The following is an 18,757-nucleotide window of genomic DNA, read 5'->3' as shown; positions in this document are numbered from 1 at the left end:
CCCCTGTGGGAGCGGGCTTGCTCGCGAATGCTGCCTGACGTTCAACATAGATGTTGTCAGACACACCGCTTTCGCGAGCAAGCCCGCTCCCACAAAGGGCGTCTGCGTCTGTAACAGACACGGCGCCAACCCGGCTTCATAGGATTCGCGATGAGCAATAACGCCTCTTTTTCGCCGCCCAGCCTGTTGCTCAGCACCATCGGCCTGTCGCTGGCGACCTTCATGCAAGTGCTCGACACCACCATCGCCAACGTGGCGCTGCCGACCATCTCCGGCAACCTCGGTGTGAGTTCGGAGCAGGGCACCTGGGTCATCACCTCGTTCGCCGTGAGCAACGCCATCGCGCTACCGCTCACCGGCTGGCTGAGCCGGCGTTTCGGCGAGGTGAAGCTGTTTCTCTGGGCCACCATGCTGTTCGTGCTGGCCTCGTTTCTCTGCGGTATTTCCACTTCGATGCCTGAACTGATCGGTTTCCGGGTCCTGCAAGGCCTGGTGGCCGGGCCGTTGTATCCGATGACCCAGACGCTGCTGATCGCGGTGTATCCGCCCGCCAGGCGAGGGATGGCCCTGGCGTTACTGGCGATGGTCACGGTGGTGGCGCCGATCGCCGGCCCGATTCTCGGCGGCTGGATCACCGACAGTTACAGCTGGCCGTGGATCTTCTTCATCAACGTGCCGATTGGCGTGTTTGCGGTGATGGTGGTGCGTTCGCAACTGGCCAAGCGTCCGGTGGTCACCAGCCGCCAGCCGATGGACTACGTCGGGCTGATCACGCTGATCATCGGCGTGGGAGCCTTGCAGGTTATCCTCGACAAGGGCAATGACCTGGACTGGTTCGAATCGAACTTCATCATCATCGGCGCGGCGATTTCGGTGATTGCCCTGGCGGTGTTCGTGATCTGGGAAATGACCGACCAGCATCCCGTGGTCAATCTGCGCCTGTTCGCCCACCGCAACTTCCGCATCGGTACGCTGGTGCTGGTGTTGGGTTACGCCGGGTTCTTCGGTATCAACCTGATCCTGCCGCAATGGTTGCAGACCCAGATGGGCTACACCGCGACCTGGGCCGGTCTGGCAGTGGCGCCGATCGGCATTCTGCCGGTGCTGCTGTCGCCGTTTGTCGGCAAGTACGCGCACAAGTTCGACCTGCGTCTGCTGGCCGGGATGGCGTTCTTGGCGATCGGCCTGAGCTGCTTCATGCGCGCCGAATTCACTAACGAAGTGGACTTCCAGCACATCGCGCTGGTGCAACTGTTCATGGGCATCGGTGTGGCGCTGTTCTTCATGCCGACCCTGAGCATCCTGATGTCGGACCTGCCGCCAAGCCAGATTGCTGACGGCGCCGGTCTGGCGACGTTCCTGCGGACACTGGGCGGTAGCTTTGCAGCGTCGCTGACAACGTGGATCTGGATTCGTCGGGCAGACCAGCATCATGCGTACATGAGTGAAAGCATCAGCACCTATGAGCCGGCGACCCGGGAAGCGCTGAATCAATTGGGCGGGGCGGGTAATCCGGCGTATGCGCAGCTTGATCATGTGCTGACCAGTCAGGCGTACATGCTTTCGACCGTGGATTACTTCACGCTGCTTGGGTGGGGGTTCATGGGGTTGATCTTGATTGTTTGGCTGGCCAAGCCGCCGTTTGCTGCCAAGGCAGGCCCGGCGGCCAGCGGTCACTGATCTGCAATCCGATCAAATGTGGGAGCGAGCCTGCTCGCGATAGCGATGAATCAGTCAACAGAAATGCTGAATGTAATACCGCAATCGCGAGCAGGCTCGCTCCCACAATTGGACCTGTACTTAGTCAGTTGGCGGGTGCTGCCAGCTGTGGTGGCGGTGCGAAGTCGAACGGCGCCAACACAAACCCATTCTCATCCACCTGCAACGCCCAGCCCTGACGATCCCAGTCCCCCAGCACAATCCGTTTCGCCGCCTGATCGCCGATCTGCAACTTGTGGATGGCCGGGCGGTGGGTGTGCCCGTGGACCAGGGTTTTCACCCCGTATTCCTGCATGATCCGCGGAATTTCTTCCGGCGTGACGTCGACGATGTCATTGGCCTTCATCCGCGTTTGCGCCCGGCTCTCACTGCGCAGCTTGCGCGCCAGTTTGTGGCGGGTGCTCAACGGCAGGTGCCGCAGGATGAACAGAGTGACCGGGTTGCGCAGGTAGCGACGCAGCTTCATATAGCTTTCGTCGCGGGTGCAGAGGCTGTCGCCGTGCATCAGCAGCACCGGCTCGCCTGCGAGTTGCACGACACTCGGATCCTTCAACAGCGTACAGCCGGCTTCCTTGCAGAAAGCCTTGCCTAGCAGGAAGTCGCGATTGCCGTGCATCAGAAATATGGCCGTGCCGCTGTCGCTCAATTCGCGCAGGGCCTGGCAGATGGAACGCTGGAAAGGGGTCATGGCATCGTCGCCAATCCACGCCTCGAAAAAGTCGCCCAGAATGTACAGAGCACTCGCCGAGCGGGCGCGTCCGGCGAGCAAATCCAGAAACGCCCGGGTAATGTCCGGGCGCTCCTCTTCCAGATGCAAGTCTGAAATCAGCAATATCACGCTTCGATGATCTCGGCTTTCTCGATGATCACGTCGTCGCTTGGTACGTCCTGGTGGCCAGCCTTGGAGCCGGTCGAGACTTTCTTGATGCTGTCGACCACTTCAGTACCGGCGGTCACTTTACCGAATACGGCGTAGCCCCAGCCTTGAACGTTCTTGCCGCTGTGGTTCAGGAAGCTGTTGTCGGCCACGTTGATGAAGAACTGCGCGGAAGCCGAATGCGGCTCCATGGTGCGGGCCATGGCGATGGTGTACTTGTCGTTGGAAAGACCGTTGTCGGCTTCGTTCTGGATGCTTGGGCGCTTGTCTTTCTTTTCCTTCATGCCTGGCTCGAAACCGCCGCCCTGGATCATGAAGTTACCGATGACACGGTGGAAAACGGTGTTTTCGTAGTGACCGGCTTTGACGTACTCGATGAAGTTGGCCACGGTGATCGGGGCTTTTTCAGCGTTCAGTTCGATGACGATGTCACCGTGGTTGGTGGTCAGTTTGACTTGAGTCATGGTCAGTACTCTTTATAAGGAATTCGTGGTTTTGGAGCCTCACGCCCCGCAACCGGTTCAGCCTGCTTAGGCCAAGGTGCGCAGTTTAGCGTGACAGGCGCGAATTTCGAGGCTGTTTTTCAATTGCCGGCGATTAAATGCGCGCCTTTATAAGAGTGTGCTCTGTCAGGCCCTTGACAGCATCGGCTATGATAGCGGCTTTGTTTTGTCTGGCCCCCTTTGCGGCCGCGCACATGTAAGTCAAGGATCCTATGAGCAAGCCCACTGTCGACCCTACCTCGAATGCCAAGTCCGGCCCTGCCGTGCCGGTCAATTTCCTGCGGCCGATCATCCAGGCAGACCTGGACTCGGGCAAGCACACCCAGATCGTCACCCGTTTCCCGCCTGAGCCCAACGGCTACCTGCACATCGGCCACGCCAAGTCGATCTGCGTGAACTTCGGCCTGGCCCAGGAGTTCGGCGGCGTCACGCACCTGCGTTTCGACGACACCAACCCGGCCAAGGAAGACCAGGAATACATCGACGCGATCGAAAGCGACGTCAAATGGCTGGGCTTCGAATGGTCCGGCGAAGTGCGCTACGCCTCGCAATACTTCGACCAGTTGCACGACTGGGCCGTTGAGCTGATCAAGGCCGGCAAGGCCTACGTCGACGACCTGACGCCTGAGCAGGCCAAGGAATACCGCGGCAGCCTGACCGAGCCGGGCAAGAACAGCCCGTTCCGCGACCGTTCGGTGGAAGAGAACCTGGACTGGTTCGCCCGCATGCGCGCCGGTGAGTTCCCGGACGGTGCCCGCGTGCTGCGCGCCAAGATCGACATGGCCTCGCCGAACATGAACCTGCGCGACCCGATCATGTACCGCATCCGCCACGCCCATCACCATCAGACCGGTGACAAGTGGTGCATCTACCCGAACTACGACTTCACCCACGGTCAGTCGGACGCCATCGAAGGCATCACCCACTCGATCTGCACCCTGGAGTTCGAAAGCCATCGTCCGCTGTACGAGTGGTTCCTCGACGCACTGCCAGTGCCGGCGCACCCGCGTCAGTACGAATTCAGCCGTCTGAACCTCAACTACACCATCACCAGCAAGCGCAAGCTCAAGCAACTGGTTGACGAGAAACACGTCAATGGCTGGGACGATCCGCGCATGTCCACGCTGTCGGGCTTCCGCCGCCGTGGCTACACCCCGGCGTCGATCCGCAACTTCTGCGACATGATCGGCACCAACCGTTCCGACGGTGTGGTCGACTTCGGCATGCTCGAGTTCAGCATCCGTCAGGACCTGGACGCGAACGCTCCGCGCGCGATGTGCGTGCTGCGTCCGTTGAAGGTCGTGATCACCAACTACCCGGAAGACCAGGTCGACAACCTCGAACTGCCGCGTCATCCGCAGAAAGAAGAACTCGGCGTGCGCCAGCTGCCGTTCGCCCGTGAAATCTACATCGACCGCGATGACTTCATGGAAGAGCCGCCAAAGGGCTACAAGCGCCTGGAGCCGAACGGCGAAGTGCGTCTGCGCGGCAGCTACGTGATCCGTGCCGACGAAGCGATCAAGGACGCCGACGGCAACATCGTCGAACTGCGTTGCTCGTACGATCCGGACACCCTGGGCAAGAACCCTGAAGGTCGCAAGGTCAAAGGCGTGATCCACTGGGTGCCGGCCGCTGCCAGCGTCGAGTGCGAAGTGCGTCTGTATGATCGCCTGTTCCGTTCTCCGAACCCGGAGAAGGCCGAAGACAGCGCGAGTTTCCTGGACAACATCAACCCTGACTCACTGCAAGTGCTGACCGGTTGTCGTGCTGAACCCTCGCTGGGCAATGCACAGCCGGAAGACCGTTTCCAGTTCGAGCGCGAAGGCTACTTCGTCGCGGATATCAAGGACTCGAAACCAGGTCAGCCGGTATTCAACCGTACCGTGACCCTGCGTGATTCGTGGGGCCAGTGATCAAGTCTTAAGGAATGACCGTGCTTTCGATCTACAACACGCTCACCAAGAGCAAAGAAGTCTTCAAGCCGCTGGATGGCAACAAGGTGCGCATGTACGTCTGCGGGATGACCGTGTACGACTACTGCCACCTGGGCCATGGCCGCAGCATGGTCGCGTTCGACCTGGTGACCCGCTGGTTGCGGTTCAGCGGTTATGACCTGACCTACGTGCGCAACATCACCGACATCGACGACAAGATCATCAACCGGGCCAACGAGAACGGCGAGTCGTTCGAAGCGTTGACCGAGCGCATGATCGCCGCGATGCACGAAGACGAAGCGCGCCTGAACATCAAGAAGCCGGACATGGAGCCGCGCGCCACGGATCACATCCCTGGCATGCACGCGATGATCCAGACCCTGATCGACAAGGGTTACGCCTACGCCCCGGGCAATGGCGACGTGTACTACCGCGTCGGCAAGTTCATGGGCTACGGCAAGCTCTCGCGCAAGAAGATCGAAGACCTGCGCATCGGTGCGCGGATCGAGGTCGACGAAGCCAAGGAAGATCCGCTGGACTTCGTGCTATGGAAAGGCGTCAAGCCGGGCGAGCCGAGCTGGGAATCGCCGTGGGGCGCCGGGCGTCCGGGCTGGCACATCGAGTGCTCGGTGATGTCCACCTGCTGCCTCGGTGAGACTTTCGACATTCATGGCGGCGGTAGTGACCTCGAGTTCCCGCACCACGAAAACGAAATCGCCCAGAGCGAAGCGGCCACCGGCAAGACTTACGCCAACGCGTGGATGCATTGCGGCATGATCCGTATCAATGGCGAGAAGATGTCCAAGTCCTTGAACAACTTCTTCACCATTCGCGACGTGCTCGACAAGTACCACCCGGAAGTCGTGCGTTACCTGCTGGTGTCGAGCCACTACCGCAGCGCGATCAACTACTCGGAAGACAACCTCAAGGACGCCAAGGGCGCCCTGGAGCGTTTCTACCACGCGTTGAAAGGCCTGCCGAGCGTGGCGCCGGCTGGCGGCGAAGCCTTCGTCGAGCGTTTCACCACGGTGATGAACGACGACTTCGGCACGCCGGAAGCCTGTGCAGTGCTGTTCGAGATGGTGCGTGAGATCAACCGTCTGCGCGAGAGCGATCTCGATGCGGCGGCCGGTCTGGCGGCACGCCTGAAAGAACTCGCCAGCGTGCTGGGTGTGTTGCAGCTCGAAGCCGATGACTTCCTGCAGGCCGGCGCCGAAGGGCGTGTGGATGCGGCTGAAGTCGATGCGCTGATTGCTGCGCGTCTGGCGGCACGTGCCGGCAAGGACTGGGCCGAATCCGACCGCATCCGCGACCAGCTCACTGCCATGGGCGTGGTGCTGGAAGACGGCAAGGGCGGCACGACCTGGCGTCTGGCTGACTGATCCACTCGGCATGTTTGTTCCCACGCTCAGCGTAGGAACAAACGTAAGTGCTTTAAAAACAAAACCCGCCAAGTGCGGGTTTTGTTTTTTGCGGCGGGCCTTAACTCAAGAGCCCGGTGCTGACCGCGACGATCAGGAAAATCCCCAGTACTGCGCGGTAAATCACGAATGGCCAGGTGGAGAACTTCTCCAGAAAGCGCATCAGACCCCAGATCGCGAAAAACGCCGAGATACTGGCAATCACCAGACCGAAAATCAGGTGCGCCCAGGCTTGCGCCGGCAGTTGAGCATGGAACAGCACCCACAACTCCTTCAACCCCGCCAGCGCGATGGCCGGCAGCCCGAGCAGGAAGGAGAAGCGTGCGGCTTCCTCACGTTTGAAGTTGAGGAACAGCGCCGCCGTCAGTGTCGACCCTGAGCGCGAAACGCCGGGAATCAGCGCCCCGATCTGAGCAATACCCACGATCAGCGCATCGCGCAAACGCATTTCACCCACGGTACGGCGATGGCGACAGGTGAGTTCGGCGATGGCCAGCAACACCGCCATCACCACGCAGGAAATCCCGATCACCATCAAACCGCGCAACGGCGAGTTGCAGGCATTGAGCGTCGAGGATAAGGCGATGCCGGCAATACCGATGGGGATGGTCGCCAGCACGATGGCCACCGCGAGGATGAACCATTGATTGTTGAAATCCCGTTGTCGCACCGCCTCCAGACTGCCGGTCGCGACCTGTCTCACGTCGCGCCAGAAATAACTGACCACCGCCGCCAGTGCGGCCAGTTGCATCGCGGCGGAAAACGCCGAGCCGGGATCCGGCCAGCCGAGCAGGGCCGGAACGATGCGCATGTGGGCGGTGGAGGAAACGGGCAGCAATTCGGTGATGCCTTGAATGACGCCGAGGATGCCGATTTGCAGGTAATCCAGCGAGGCGAAGCCGATATCAAGGCCGGTAGAACAGATGTTGGTCAAAGAACTTACCCTGTGAGGATCAGGAAGAAGGGGCGAAAACCTGAAACATTTCGTCACAGTCTAGCTGGTACGGTCAATGGGTGCCGTGAAGGGTTTTTTAGGGTGACGGGACTGACGCCTTCGCGAGCAAGTTCGCTCCCACAAGGGATTGGTGTATGGCGCAGATCAAATGTGGGAGCGAGCCTGCTCGCGATTGACGGCGCAGCCGTCAGACTTCAGCCTGCCGCAATCGCTTATAGAGAGTATTGCGGCTCACCCCCAACCGCCGCGCCAGATGGGAAATATTGCCCCCGGCCGCCTGCAGTTCCCGATTCAACGCCTCGCTGTCATTCAGATCGATCCCCAAAGGCTCTGGTGTTTCCAGCGGCTCCATCTCCAGATCGACAAAGAAATCATCCGGCAGATGCTCAGGTCTTACCGGTTGCTCTTCGGCCATGGCCAGCGCCACCTGCATCACGCTGCTGACCTGACGCAGATTCCCGGGCCATGGGTGACGATCGAACAACTCCAGCACTTCGCTGCTCAATCCTGCCCATTGCGTCGGTTCGCGATGCTGTTCCCACAAACGTTTGAACAGCGCTTGCCTGTCACTGCGTTCGCGCAGCGGCGGCAATTCCAGGGTCAGGCCGCCGATGCGGTAGTACAAATCCTCGCGAAAGCGCCCCAGTTGCACCTGTTCGCGCAACGAGCGGTTGGTGGCGGAGATGATCCGCAGATCTACCGGAAACAACTCGCTGCTGCCCACCGGTTGCACGCAACGTTCCTGCAACACCCGCAGCAGGCGGGCCTGGGTCGGCAGCGGCATGTCGCCGATCTCGTCGAGGAACAGCGTGCCTTTGTCGGCCTTGCGGATCAGGCCGATGCTGCCTTTCTGGTTGGCGCCGGTGAACGCGCCTTTCTCGTAGCCGAACAGCTCGGACTCCACCAGCTCGGCGGGGATCGCTGCGCAGTTCACGGCGATGAACGCCTGTTTGCTGCGAGAGCTGGCCTGATGCAGGGCTTTGACGAAGACTTCCTTGCCGACCCCGGTTTCACCGTGAATCAACAGCGGAATGTCTTTCTCCAGCAGGCGCTCGGCCTGACGCACGGCTTTTTCCACGCGGCTGTCGCCGAAGTGCAGGGTGCTCAGGCTGATTCCCGTCGGTGCGGCGACTTTCGGTTCGGTGGCTCCGGGTTCCGCAAACACCCGTGCTTGAATCGGTGCCTGCTTGGGCCGTTTCAACAGACACTGGAATCGATTGCGCCCCGAGGTCTGCAAGGAAAACGGCAAGCCGTCCGGCTGATTGAGCAATTCCAGCAACGACACCTTGAACAGACTTTCGACACTCACCCGCGACAACCGCACGCCCAACAGATTGTCAGCCCGGCGGTTGGCCGACAGCACCTGACCGCTCTCATCGAAAATCAGCAAACCCGCCCACTGGCTGTCCAGGTTGTTCAACCCGGTGTTGAAGGTCAGTTGAAAGTGCTGGCCATGGAACAGGTTGAGGATCAGCCGGTTCTCCACGGTCTGGCTCATCATCTTGACCATGCCGAGGGTATGGGAGGGCGGCAGATAACTGTCACTGGACACATCGAGCACCGCGATGACCTTGCGTTCGGCGTTGAAGATCGGCGCGGCGGAACCGGTCATGAAACGGTTGGCCTTGAGGAAATGCTCGTCATGCTCGATGTGCACCGCCTGCTCGCAGGCCAGCGCCGTGCCGATGGCATTGGTGCCGCTGGCGTGTTCCATCCAGCTTGCCCCGGCCTGAAAACCCCGTGCCAGATTAGGCTCGATAAAGCGCTGGGTGCCCCAGGACGTCAGCACCTGGCCCTGATTGTCGGCCAGCATGATCAGGCAATTGGAATTGCTCAGGATGTTCTCGTAGTACGGCAGCACTTCCTGATGGGTGGTCTGTACCAGCGAATGGTGACTGTCGAGCAACTGCGCGATACCGGAGGCGGGCAACTGGTCAAACGCCGGTGCACTTTGATGCTTGAGACCGAAGGCGCGGCAACGGGACCAGGAGTCCTGGACGATGGCTTCGTGGGAAAGCGGCGGGGCAGGTGCGGACATGGCAGTCAGCCTCTGAAAGCAGCGTTTTTATTATTGTTATGAGGCCCGTCGGGACCTGAAAAGCATCGATAGAGTGTTGTTCACTATTGTTCATTGTCAATCGTTGAACTGTTCAAATGTGTTCAGCAATGAAGGTGCTTTGTCCGCGTTTTTGACGATTTTCGCGGCGAATCAACGGCTTGGGATTTCTGGCACGAATGTCGCTCTGTTGCACACGTCGCTTGACTCCAATAATAAAAAGGCCGAGCCATGTCACTCACCCTGGAGCACGTCAGCCGCACCGTCGAGGGCCAGACCTGGATCGACGATGCGAACCTGAAATTCGAAGCCGGATCCTTCAATGTCCTGCTCGGGCGCACGCTGTCCGGCAAGACCAGCCTCATGCGCCTGATGGCCGGTCTGGACAAGCCCGACAGCGGCCGCATCCTGATGAACGGCGTCGATGTCACCCAGCGCCCGGTGCGTCTGCGCAACGTGTCGATGGTTTATCAGCAGTTCATCAATTACCCGACCATGACGGTGTTTGAAAACATCGCCTCGCCGTTGCGCCAGGCCGGGATCTCCAACGAGCAGATCCAGAGCAAGGTGCAGGACACCGCGAAGATGCTGCGCATCGAGAAGTTTCTGAAGCGCTATCCGCTGGAGCTGTCCGGCGGTCAGCAACAGCGCACCGCCATGGCCCGGGCGTTGGTGAAAGATGCGGAGCTGATCCTGTTCGATGAACCGCTGGTCAACCTCGACTACAAACTGCGCGAAGAACTGCGCCAGGAAATGCGCGAGCTGTTCAAGGCGCGCCACACCATCGCCATCTACGCCACCACCGAACCCAACGAAGCGCTTGCCTTGGGCGGCACCACCACCATTCTTCACGAAGGCCGGGTGATCCAGAGCGGCCCGTCGACCGAGGTCTATCACCAGCCACAAACGGTGCTGGCGGCGGAATTGTTCTCCGAGCCGCCGATCAACCTGATGCCGGGGCGCATCGCCGGCAACGAAGTGAGTTTCGCCAACTTTGTGCACTTCCCGTTGAACGTCGATCTGCGCCCGGTGGGCGAGGGCGAGTTCCGTTTTGGCGTGCGTCCGAGCCATATCTCGCTGGTGCCGAGCAACGATGACGACCTCGAATTGGCCGTGACCGTCGAGGTGGCGGAGATCAGTGGTTCGGAAACCTTCCTGCACGTGCGCAACGAGCATTTCCTGCTGGTGTTGCACTTGCCCGGCGTTCACGAATACGACGTCGATGCGCCGATCCGCATCTATATCCCGACCCATAAACTGTTTGTGTTCGATGCGCAGGGCCGTCTGGTGCAGGCGCCGGGCCGGCGTGTCGCGAGGGTTGCCTGATGGCCGAAATCCGTTTGCAGCACCTCGCTCACAGTTACAGCAAAAGTCCGGGCGGGTCGGAAGACTACGCCATCCGCGAAATGGACCACATCTGGGAGCAGGGCGGCGCCTATGCCTTGCTCGGGCCGTCGGGTTGCGGCAAGTCGACTTTGCTCAACATCATTTCCGGCCTGCTCAGCCCGTCTCAGGGGCATGTGTTGTTCGATGGCAAAGCAGTCAACGACCTGACCCCGGAGAAGCGCAACATCGCCCAGGTTTTCCAGTTTCCGGTGGTCTACGACACCATGACCGTGTTCGACAACCTGGCGTTTCCCTTGAGAAATCAGGGCATGGCCGAGGCCAAAGTCCACAGCAAGGTGCAGGAAATCGCCGAAGTCCTCGACCTGCAAAACCTGTTGAGCAAAAAGGCGCGCAACCTCACCGCCGACGAAAAACAGAAAGTCTCCATGGGTCGTGGGCTGGTGCGCGACGACGTTTCGGCGATCCTCTTCGATGAGCCGCTGACGGTGATCGACCCGCATCTGAAGTGGAAACTGCGGCGTAAGCTCAAGCAGATCCACGAGCAGTTCAACATCACCATGGTCTACGTCACCCACGATCAACTGGAGGCCTCGACCTTCGCCGACAAGATCGCGGTGATGTATGGCGGCCAGATTGTGCAGTTCGGCACACCCCGGGAATTGTTCGAGCGGCCGAGCCACACCTTTGTCGGCTACTTCATCGGCAGCCCCGGGATGAACCTGATCGAGGTGCAGCCGCAACCGGGGGGCGTCGGTTTCAACTCGACCCATCTGCCGCTGTCCGACGCGCTGCAACGGCATATCGAACACGGCCAGTGGAAAAACCTGAAAGTCGGCATCCGCCCCGAGTTCATTCATGTGTGGGACGAGCCGTTCGATGACGCGATGCAAGCGCGGGTCGTACACGTCGAAGACCTTGGCACCTACAAGATCATGACCCTGGATCTGGACGGCGCACCGCTGAAAGTGCGTCTGGCCGAAGACAAACCGGTGCCCCAGGGCACGGCCTACATCAGTTTTCCGGCGCAGTGGCTGATGGTCTACGCCGATGAATTCCTGCTCGAAGCCAGCGAAGAGGTGCAGCCATGAACAAGGTGCAGAACAACAAGGCCTGGTGGCTGGTGTTGCCGGTGTTCCTGCTGGTGGCCTTCAGTGCGGTGATCCCGATGATGACCGTGGTCAACTATTCGGTGCAGGACATCTTCGACCAGTCCAGCCGCTATTTCGTCGGCGCCGACTGGTACAAGCAGGTGCTGCTTGATCCGCGTCTGCATGACTCGTTGCTGCGCCAGTTCATCTATTCGGCATGCGTGCTGCTAATCGAAATCCCGCTGGGAATTGCCATTGCGCTGACCATGCCGACCAAGGGCCGCTGGTCATCGGTGGTGCTGATCGTGCTGGCCATTCCGCTGCTGATTCCATGGAACGTGGTCGGCACCATCTGGCAGATCTTCGGCCGCGCCGATATTGGCCTGATGGGATCGAGCCTCAATGCCATGGGTATCAGCTACAACTACGCGGCCAACACTATGGACGCCTGGGTCACCGTGCTGGTGATGGACGTGTGGCACTGGACCTCGCTGGTGGCGCTGTTGTGTTTCTCCGGACTGCGGGCGATTCCCGATGTGTATTACCAGGCGGCGCGGATCGACCGGGCTTCGGCCTGGGCGGTGTTCCGCCACATTCAACTGCCCAAGCTGAAGAGCGTGCTGCTGATCGCGGTGATGTTGCGCTTCATGGACAGCTTCATGATCTACACCGAGCCCTTTGTGCTCACCGGCGGCGGGCCGGGCAATGCCACGACCTTTCTGAGTCAGACCCTGACCCAGATGGCCGTAGGCCAATTCGACCTGGGGCCGGCGGCGGCGTTTTCGCTGGTGTATTTCCTGATCATCCTGCTGGTGTCCTGGCTGTTCTATACCGCCATGACCCACAGCGACGCCAACCGCTGAGGCCCGGCCATGAGCAAAAGAAAACTGATCCCGCTGCTGCTCTACATCCTGTTCCTGCTGGTACCGATCTACTGGCTGCTGAACATGTCGTTCAAGAGCAACACCGAAATCCTCGGCGGCCTGACGCTGTTTCCCCAGGATTTCACGCTGCACAACTACAAGGTGATCTTCACCGATCCGAGCTGGTACACCGGTTATCTCAACTCGCTGTACTACGTGAGCCTGAACACGGTGATTTCCCTGAGCGTGGCATTGCCGGCGGCTTACGCGTTTTCCCGTTACCGCTTTCTTGGTGACAAGCACCTGTTCTTCTGGCTGCTGACCAACCGCATGGCGCCGCCGGCAGTGTTTCTGCTGCCGTTCTTTCAGCTGTATTCGTCGATTGGCCTGTTCGATACCCACATCGCGGTGGCGCTGGCGCACTGCCTGTTCAACGTGCCGCTGGCGGTGTGGATTCTCGAAGGATTCATGTCCGGCGTGCCCAAGGAAATCGATGAAACCGCCTACATCGACGGCTACAGCTTCCCGAAATTCTTCGTGAAAATTTTCATCCCGCTGATCGGTTCCGGGATCGGGGTGACGGCGTTTTTCTGCTTCATGTTTTCCTGGGTCGAACTGCTGCTGGCGCGCACGCTGACTTCGGTGAACGCCAAGCCGATTGCAGCGGTGATGACGCGCACGGTGTCGGCGTCCGGCATCGACTGGGGCGTGCTGGCGGCGGCGGGGGTGCTGACCATCCTGCCGGGCATGCTGGTGATCTGGTTTGTTCGCAACCACGTGGCCAAGGGCTTTGCCCTGGGCCGGGTCTGAGGAACTGATGATGGAATGGATGAGCTGGACCGTCCCGACGGCGGCGTTTTTCATCGTAATTGGCTTGATCCTGGTGGGCATGACCACCTGGGAGCTGCGCTCGCCGAGCATCCTGCGGCGAGGGTTTCTGCCGATTGCCACCACCCGTGGCGATCGCTTGTTCATCGGTCTTCTCGGCAGCGCCTACCTGCATCTGCTGGTGATCGGCGTAACCGACTGGAGCATCTGGGTGGCGTCCGCGTTGTCCCTGGTGTGGCTGTTGGCTGTGATGCGTTGGGGCTAGTCGAATCGCTCGGCAATGTTGCTCCAGAACTTAAACAGGAGGTCTCTATGTTCGACAAAAACAATAAGCTGCGACATAGCATTTCATTGGCAGCCATGCTGGCACTCGGCGGTTTGAGCGCAACCGCCTGGGCCGATGCCTACGAGGACGCGGCAAAAAAATGGATCGGCAGCGAGTTCAAGCCGTCGACCCTGACGCCTGAGCAGCAACTCGAAGAACTGAAGTGGTTCATCAAGGCCGCCGAGCCGTTTCGCGGGATGGACATCAAGGTTGTTTCGGAAACCCTGACCACCCACGAATATGAATCCAAGGTGCTGGCCAAGGCCTTCAGCGAAATCACCGGGATCAAGCTGACCCACGACCTGCTGCAGGAAGGCGACGTGGTGGAAAAAATGCAGACGGTGATGCAATCGGACAAGAACATCTACGACGGCTGGGTCAACGACTCGGACCTGATCGGTACACACTTTCGCTACGGCAAGACCGAGTCGATCACCGACCTGATGGCCAACGAGGGCAAGAACTTCACCTCGCCGACCCTCGACATCAAGGACTTCATCGGCATTTCCTTCACCACCGCGCCGGACGGCAAGATCTATCAATTGCCCGACCAGCAATTCGCCAACCTGTACTGGTTCCGCGCCGACTGGTTCGAACGCGCCGACCTGAAAGCCAAGTTCAAGGAAAAATACGGTTATGACCTGGGCGTGCCGGTGAACTGGTCCGCCTATGAAGACATCGCCAAATTCTTCAGCGAAGACGTCAAGGAAATCGACGGCAAGCGCATCTACGGGCACATGGACTACGGCAAGAAAGACCCGTCGCTGGGCTGGCGCTTCACCGATGCCTGGTTCTCCATGGCCGGGGGCGGCGACAAGGGCCTGCCCAACGGCTTGCCGGTGGACGAGTGGGGCATTCGCGTCGAAGACTGCCACCCGGTGGGCTCCAGCGTGACCCGTGGCGGCGATACCAACGGCCCGGCGGCGGTGTTCGCCACGACCAAGTACGTGGACTGGCTCAAGGCCTACGCGCCACCGGAAGCGGCGGGCATGACCTTCTCCGAGTCCGGCCCGGTGCCGTCCCAGGGCAACATTGCCCAGCAGATTTTCTGGTACACCGCGTTCACCGCCGACATGACCAAACCGGGCCTGCCGGTGGTCAACGCCGACGGCACGCCGAAATGGCGGATGGCGCCATCGCCGCGCGGACCGTACTGGGAAGAGGGGATGAAGCTGGGTTATCAGGACGTGGGTTCCTGGACCTTCATGAAGTCCACGCCTGAGAAACAGAAACTCGCGGCCTGGCTGTACGCGCAGTTCGTGACCTCGAAAACCGTGTCGCTGAAGAAAACCATCGTCGGCCTGACACCAATCCGCGAGTCGGACATCAACTCGCAAGCCATGACCGACCTGGCACCGAAACTCGGCGGTCTGGTCGAGTTCTACCGCAGCCCGGCGCGGGTGCAATGGACGCCGACCGGCACCAACGTGCCGGACTACCCACGTCTGGCACAACTGTGGTGGAGCCACATCGCCGAAGCCGCCAGCGGCGACAAGACCCCGCAACAGGCGCTCGACGGCCTGGCCAAGGATCAGGACGCGATCATGACCCGTCTGGAGCGCTCCAAGGCCCAGGCCACCTGCGCCCCGAAAATGAACCCCGAGCGCGACGCGCAATACTGGTTCGACCAACCCGGCGCACCAAAACCAAAACTGGCCAACGAGAAACCGAAAGGCGAAACCGTGAGCTACAACGAACTGCTCAAGTCGTGGGAGGCAGCACGCAAGTAAGCGTTTTGGGGGAACAGAACGGCACCTTCGGGTGCCGTTTTTTTCAGCTCTCGATTTCACGTTTCACCGCCCGGCGCACGGTTTTGAGGATGGCGCTTTCGAAGGCGTTGTGCCCGGCATGCAGCAAACGGCAGTGAATGTTCATGCGTTGTCTGAGCCAGCGCACGCTGGCCATGCCGAAGGTATCCCGAATGCCCTGGATCAGCAGGGTGTTGTCGTCGAGGGTCAGCTTCTGGTCCCTTGGCTGGAAGAAATAGCCTTGAAGGTGGTAATGCAATTCCAGACGGATGGCGAGCACCGCTTCCTGATCGACGAAACTCTCCAGTGTGCCGGGGCAAACCGTCTGGCCCGTGCGGCGCAGAACAGCATTCAACCATTCGATGGCGGCGACGCGCTGTTGCAACGGGCAGCCTTCGCCGAGTATCCGGAAGATGTCCCTGGCGCGATGGCGTGACACGGTTTGCGGCAGTTGTGCCGGCCCCTCATTGAGTGCCCGGTCGTACGCCCGGACATTGGCTGTAAAAGGTACGAAAACCGAAACCAGCGTGGTTTTCAGCAGGTGCTGGGGATAGCGCTGCTGGTACTGGATTGCCAGCCAACTGCCCCACGAAACGCCGAGCACACTGATCTTTTCGAAGCCGAAATGCTGGCGCAGAGCATCGATGTCTTCGACACACAGGCCTGTGGTGTTGTCGCGCAATTCGCCGTAAGGCGTCGAGCGCCCGCAACCGCGTTGGTCAAACAGGATGATGTCGAAACGGCGCAGGTCGAAGAATTCCAGGTGATGGCGGCTGATTCGCCCGCCGGGGCCTCCATGCAGGAAAAACACCGGTTCGCCTCCCGTGATCCCATGCCGTTCCCAATAGAGTTGATGACCGTCGTCGGTCGGGTAAAAGCCTCTGCCTTGCAGGGAGAACGTCATGCGGTTGCGACCTTCAGGCGATAGAACTGGAACAGTTCCATTTGTCCCGGACGTGCCGCGACGGTGGATTCCAGTTGCAGGTTGTGGGCGGCGGCGAGCCAGACGACAGGGATCAGCACCGGGGTGTGACCGAAAACGAGGAGGGTGCCTCCAGGTTTGACGCACCGGATGAGTGATTCGAATGCGGTCCGGGCTTCACGGCGGGTCAAGACTTCGGCGTTGAGGAAGCGCAGGATCAGTACATCGCAGTGAATTCCGGCATCAAAGGCGTCACTCGCATCGAGCAAACGAAACTCGACAGACGTGCTCCCATGAACTTGTCGGGCGTGTTCGATCATCGAGGCTGAGCGATCACTCCCCAGGCACAGGCAGTCGGGCAGGGCGCGGGCGAGGTGGGCAATGAATTCGCCCGTCGAACAGGCCGGGTCGTAGATCAACGCGCCGGTTTCGGTGATTGCCTGGAGCAGCCCCGCGCACTGTTCGCGCAGGTGTTGTTCATCGTTGTTCAATTGTTCGGCCAGTGATTCGCTGCATTGCCAGAAATCAGCCGGACAGACCACTTCCCGTCCTGCCGCGTCAACTATCGGAAACGGGAACAGAATCTCGCTGTCAGGCAGGCGTAATGCTCGTTCAAAGGTCTGCGCTTTCTGTTCGACAGAGGCCGTCCGATAGCCGATCGACAAACCTTCATCCCCCCATAGTGAGTGGAGATGCGGACCCAGCAACATGCAGGGTTTGAGCACGCTGCTGGCGTGCCATCGAAAATGCCGGTCACGTTGCAGGCGCTTGCGGCCGACCCAGACCTCGCCATTCACCCGCAGGAAAAACACATGATGCAGTCCGCTGCCTGGCGGTTCGAGGTAATGGCCGACAGTACCTTTCTCGTCGATGTGAAGGTGCATGGTACTGGCCAATGCCAGTTCCCGGGAGCGATCGAGTCGGTTCATGGAGCGGCTCTATCCAGAGTACGACCCCGGGCCTGCGGGATGACAACGTTGCCGCTGGAGACCACGAAAAACCTCTCCAGTCCGGGAATCACCACGTTGAGCAGGGTTGTGCCGAGCCCGGTTTGCTGCAGGATCGAAGCGCCCAGCGTACGGCCATGGCTTTGCAGGTCTTGAGTCAGCAAGTTGAGTTGATCGTCCACGGACATGTCCTCACTGACGCCGGGCAGCGCTACTTCGTGTTGCGGGCAGCGATGCAACAGCATCTGCGGATCAAATTGCGCGCAGCGCAGCAGGCGCGGGAAGGGCTGCAGGTTGCGCAGTGCATTGGTCAGCGTCTGGTGGTATTCGGGCTCGGCGGCATTCAATTGCAATTGCACCAGTTCACTGAGCGCACGCCATGCGGCGTGACGTGGGTCGAGTGAACAGCCACTGCCGTAAACCTGTGGATGAGGCCCCGGTTCAGTCGTGAAGGCCAGAAAGGTTCGTGCCTTGAATTCGCTGCTGATATCCGCCAGCACGATTTCTCCGCCGATTTCCTGTTCGGCATCGGTCCACAGACGTCCGAGGTCGTCGCCGTCACTGAGGCGGGCTACCCGTCGCAGGGGCGGGTGATTTTCGTAATAGAAATGGTTGAGCAGAAATAACGACACCGCATCGCGTTCGATGCATTCGTTGGCGGCGTGCAGCATCGCTTCGCTGTAAGTGGCGCCAATGGCGGTGCCGCTGTTGCTGGCGTAGCGTCGCACCACGCGGCAGTCGGCCGTGCCCGTTAACGAGTGCTGACGTGAGCCGTTGGGCGAGGTCAGCGCAAGCGGATAGGAAAACCGCTCATGCCACGGCGGACAGACGTAGGTCCTGCAGGGGATGCGCACGTTTTGCTGACAGAGCCTCTGCAGAAGCGAGTCATCGGCAAAGATCGGCGAGTCTTTGAAATAGTGCTCCGTCTCGTGGTGAACATCGGTCGCGAAGCGTTCATCCGTCCAATAATGTTCGAGGGCTTCATACAGCGCGCCCAGGTGTGCCTGATCCGCATAACCCTTGCCGCCGCCACGGGCATGGCGATTGTCGCTGCCGTGAAGACTCGCCTGAACGGCGACCACCTTGCTGCCGAGTGTACGGGTTACCGGCGTGAGGCCGAGGCGTGAAAGTTCGGTCTGGATACGTCGCTCTGCCTGTTCGGCCGTCAGCTCACGCTCGGCCATCCTTGTCTTGTCCATGGGTACCTTCCTGGAAAGCCCGCGA

At 60.1% G+C, this 18,757-nt stretch carries 16 protein-coding genes; 9 read left to right on the top strand and 7 right to left on the bottom strand.

Going from position 1 to position 18,757, the window contains the following annotated elements; translation table 11 throughout:
• The first annotated feature begins 150 nt into the window (after positions 1-150).
• Complete coding sequence (locus tag DLD99_RS18200) at positions 151-1,680, top strand: DHA2 family efflux MFS transporter permease subunit (protein WP_114884058.1); 1,530 nt, start codon at positions 151-153, stop codon at positions 1,678-1,680.
• A gap of 124 nt (positions 1,681-1,804) precedes the next feature.
• Here the strand turns inward: DLD99_RS18200 and lpxH are convergent, their stop codons facing one another.
• A complete protein-coding gene (gene lpxH / locus DLD99_RS18195; protein WP_114884057.1) occupies positions 1,805-2,557 on the bottom strand; it encodes a UDP-2,3-diacylglucosamine diphosphatase in 753 nt (250 codons plus the stop codon).
• A complete protein-coding gene (locus DLD99_RS18190) occupies positions 2,554-3,060 on the bottom strand; it encodes a peptidylprolyl isomerase (RefSeq protein WP_085712420.1) in 507 nt (168 codons plus the stop codon). The genes lpxH and DLD99_RS18190 overlap by 4 nt, the downstream gene beginning before the upstream one ends.
• 251 nt (positions 3,061-3,311) lie before the next feature.
• Between DLD99_RS18190 and DLD99_RS18185 the strand changes: the two genes are divergently transcribed.
• Both DLD99_RS18185 and cysS read left to right on the top strand, forming a co-directional pair.
• Positions 3,312-5,012, top strand: coding sequence for a glutamine--tRNA ligase/YqeY domain fusion protein (locus DLD99_RS18185; protein ID WP_114884055.1), 1,701 nt, complete (start codon positions 3,312-3,314; stop codon positions 5,010-5,012).
• 20 nt (positions 5,013-5,032) lie between these two features.
• Entirely contained in the window at positions 5,033-6,415 is a 1,383-nt protein-coding gene (gene cysS, locus DLD99_RS18180) for a cysteine--tRNA ligase (protein ID WP_114884053.1), read from the top strand.
• Positions 6,416-6,515: 100 nt separating this feature from the next.
• On the opposite strand, the gene DLD99_RS18175 is transcribed toward cysS, so the two are convergent.
• Positions 6,516-7,388, bottom strand: coding sequence for an undecaprenyl-diphosphate phosphatase (locus DLD99_RS18175; RefSeq protein WP_085712416.1), 873 nt, complete (start codon positions 7,386-7,388; stop codon positions 6,516-6,518).
• Positions 7,389-7,596: 208 nt separating this feature from the next.
• Positions 7,597-9,447 carry a sigma-54-dependent Fis family transcriptional regulator gene (locus DLD99_RS18170; RefSeq protein WP_114884051.1) on the bottom strand — a complete coding sequence of 617 codons (1,851 nt, stop codon included), beginning with the start codon at positions 9,445-9,447 and terminating at the stop codon, positions 7,597-7,599.
• A gap of 249 nt (positions 9,448-9,696) precedes the next feature.
• Between DLD99_RS18170 and DLD99_RS18165 the strand changes: the two genes are divergently transcribed.
• From DLD99_RS18165 to DLD99_RS18140, 6 genes are read left to right on the top strand one after another with little or no spacing between them, the layout of a single operon-like run.
• Positions 9,697-10,791, top strand: coding sequence for an ABC transporter ATP-binding protein (locus tag DLD99_RS18165; protein WP_085712414.1), 1,095 nt, complete (start codon positions 9,697-9,699; stop codon positions 10,789-10,791).
• The gene (locus DLD99_RS18160) at positions 10,791-11,900 is read left to right on the top strand and encodes an ABC transporter ATP-binding protein (RefSeq protein ID WP_114884049.1); all 1,110 of its coding nucleotides are present in this window, start codon (positions 10,791-10,793) and stop codon (positions 11,898-11,900) included. The genes DLD99_RS18165 and DLD99_RS18160 overlap by 1 nt, the downstream gene beginning before the upstream one ends.
• Entirely contained in the window at positions 11,897-12,763 is an 867-nt protein-coding gene (locus DLD99_RS18155; RefSeq protein WP_085712412.1) for a carbohydrate ABC transporter permease, read from the top strand. Before DLD99_RS18160 ends, DLD99_RS18155 begins: the two co-directional genes overlap by 4 nt.
• 9 nt (positions 12,764-12,772) lie before the next feature.
• Complete coding sequence (locus DLD99_RS18150) at positions 12,773-13,573, top strand: carbohydrate ABC transporter permease (RefSeq protein ID WP_114884047.1); 801 nt, start codon at positions 12,773-12,775, stop codon at positions 13,571-13,573.
• A 10-nt stretch (positions 13,574-13,583) separates the two neighbouring features.
• A complete protein-coding gene (locus DLD99_RS18145; RefSeq protein WP_039767461.1) occupies positions 13,584-13,856 on the top strand; it encodes a DUF2160 domain-containing protein in 273 nt (90 codons plus the stop codon).
• 47 nt (positions 13,857-13,903) lie between these two features.
• Positions 13,904-15,646, top strand: coding sequence for an ABC transporter substrate-binding protein (locus DLD99_RS18140; RefSeq protein ID WP_114884045.1), 1,743 nt, complete (start codon positions 13,904-13,906; stop codon positions 15,644-15,646).
• A 43-nt stretch (positions 15,647-15,689) separates the two neighbouring features.
• On the opposite strand, the gene DLD99_RS18135 is transcribed toward DLD99_RS18140, so the two are convergent.
• The 3 genes from DLD99_RS18135 to DLD99_RS18125 are packed head-to-tail and all read right to left on the bottom strand — an operon-like array spanning position 15,690 to position 18,732.
• A complete protein-coding gene (locus DLD99_RS18135) occupies positions 15,690-16,568 on the bottom strand; it encodes an alpha/beta fold hydrolase (RefSeq protein WP_114884043.1) in 879 nt (292 codons plus the stop codon).
• The gene (locus DLD99_RS18130) at positions 16,565-17,515 is read right to left on the bottom strand and encodes a class I SAM-dependent methyltransferase (protein WP_114884041.1); all 951 of its coding nucleotides are present in this window, start codon (positions 17,513-17,515) and stop codon (positions 16,565-16,567) included. The genes DLD99_RS18135 and DLD99_RS18130 overlap by 4 nt, the downstream gene beginning before the upstream one ends.
• Positions 17,512-18,732, bottom strand: coding sequence for a YcaO-like family protein (locus tag DLD99_RS18125; RefSeq protein WP_114884039.1), 1,221 nt, complete (start codon positions 18,730-18,732; stop codon positions 17,512-17,514). Before DLD99_RS18125 ends, DLD99_RS18130 begins: the two co-directional genes overlap by 4 nt.
• Positions 18,733-18,757 lie beyond the last annotated feature (25 nt).

The organism is Pseudomonas kribbensis (assembly GCF_003352185.1).
Taxonomy (GTDB): domain Bacteria; phylum Pseudomonadota; class Gammaproteobacteria; order Pseudomonadales; family Pseudomonadaceae; genus Aquipseudomonas; species Aquipseudomonas kribbensis.
This window is presented reverse-complemented; position numbering and strand designations above follow the sequence as displayed.

Excerpts from the sequence above, each read along its gene's own strand:
- DLD99_RS18165 (WP_085712414.1), top strand. The coding sequence starts at position 9,697 with ATGTCACTCACCCTGGAGCACGTCAGCCGCACCGTCGAGGGCCAGACC.
- DLD99_RS18200 (WP_114884058.1), top strand. The coding sequence starts at position 151 with ATGAGCAATAACGCCTCTTTTTCGCCGCCCAGCCTGTTGCTCAGCACC.
- DLD99_RS18170 (WP_114884051.1), bottom strand. The coding sequence starts at position 9,447 with ATGTCCGCACCTGCCCCGCCGCTTTCCCACGAAGCCATCGTCCAGGAC.
- DLD99_RS18190 (WP_085712420.1), bottom strand. The coding sequence starts at position 3,060 with ATGACTCAAGTCAAACTGACCACCAACCACGGTGACATCGTCATCGAA.
- DLD99_RS18140 (WP_114884045.1), top strand. The coding sequence starts at position 13,904 with ATGTTCGACAAAAACAATAAGCTGCGACATAGCATTTCATTGGCAGCC.
- DLD99_RS18160 (WP_114884049.1), top strand. The coding sequence starts at position 10,791 with ATGGCCGAAATCCGTTTGCAGCACCTCGCTCACAGTTACAGCAAAAGT.
- DLD99_RS18155 (WP_085712412.1), top strand. The coding sequence starts at position 11,897 with ATGAACAAGGTGCAGAACAACAAGGCCTGGTGGCTGGTGTTGCCGGTG.
- DLD99_RS18130 (WP_114884041.1), bottom strand. The coding sequence starts at position 17,515 with ATGAACCGACTCGATCGCTCCCGGGAACTGGCATTGGCCAGTACCATG.
- DLD99_RS18185 (WP_114884055.1), top strand. The coding sequence starts at position 3,312 with ATGAGCAAGCCCACTGTCGACCCTACCTCGAATGCCAAGTCCGGCCCT.
- DLD99_RS18135 (WP_114884043.1), bottom strand. The coding sequence starts at position 16,568 with ATGACGTTCTCCCTGCAAGGCAGAGGCTTTTACCCGACCGACGACGGT.
- DLD99_RS18125 (WP_114884039.1), bottom strand. The coding sequence starts at position 18,732 with ATGGACAAGACAAGGATGGCCGAGCGTGAGCTGACGGCCGAACAGGCA.
- DLD99_RS18145 (WP_039767461.1), top strand. The coding sequence starts at position 13,584 with ATGGAATGGATGAGCTGGACCGTCCCGACGGCGGCGTTTTTCATCGTA.
- DLD99_RS18150 (WP_114884047.1), top strand. The coding sequence starts at position 12,773 with ATGAGCAAAAGAAAACTGATCCCGCTGCTGCTCTACATCCTGTTCCTG.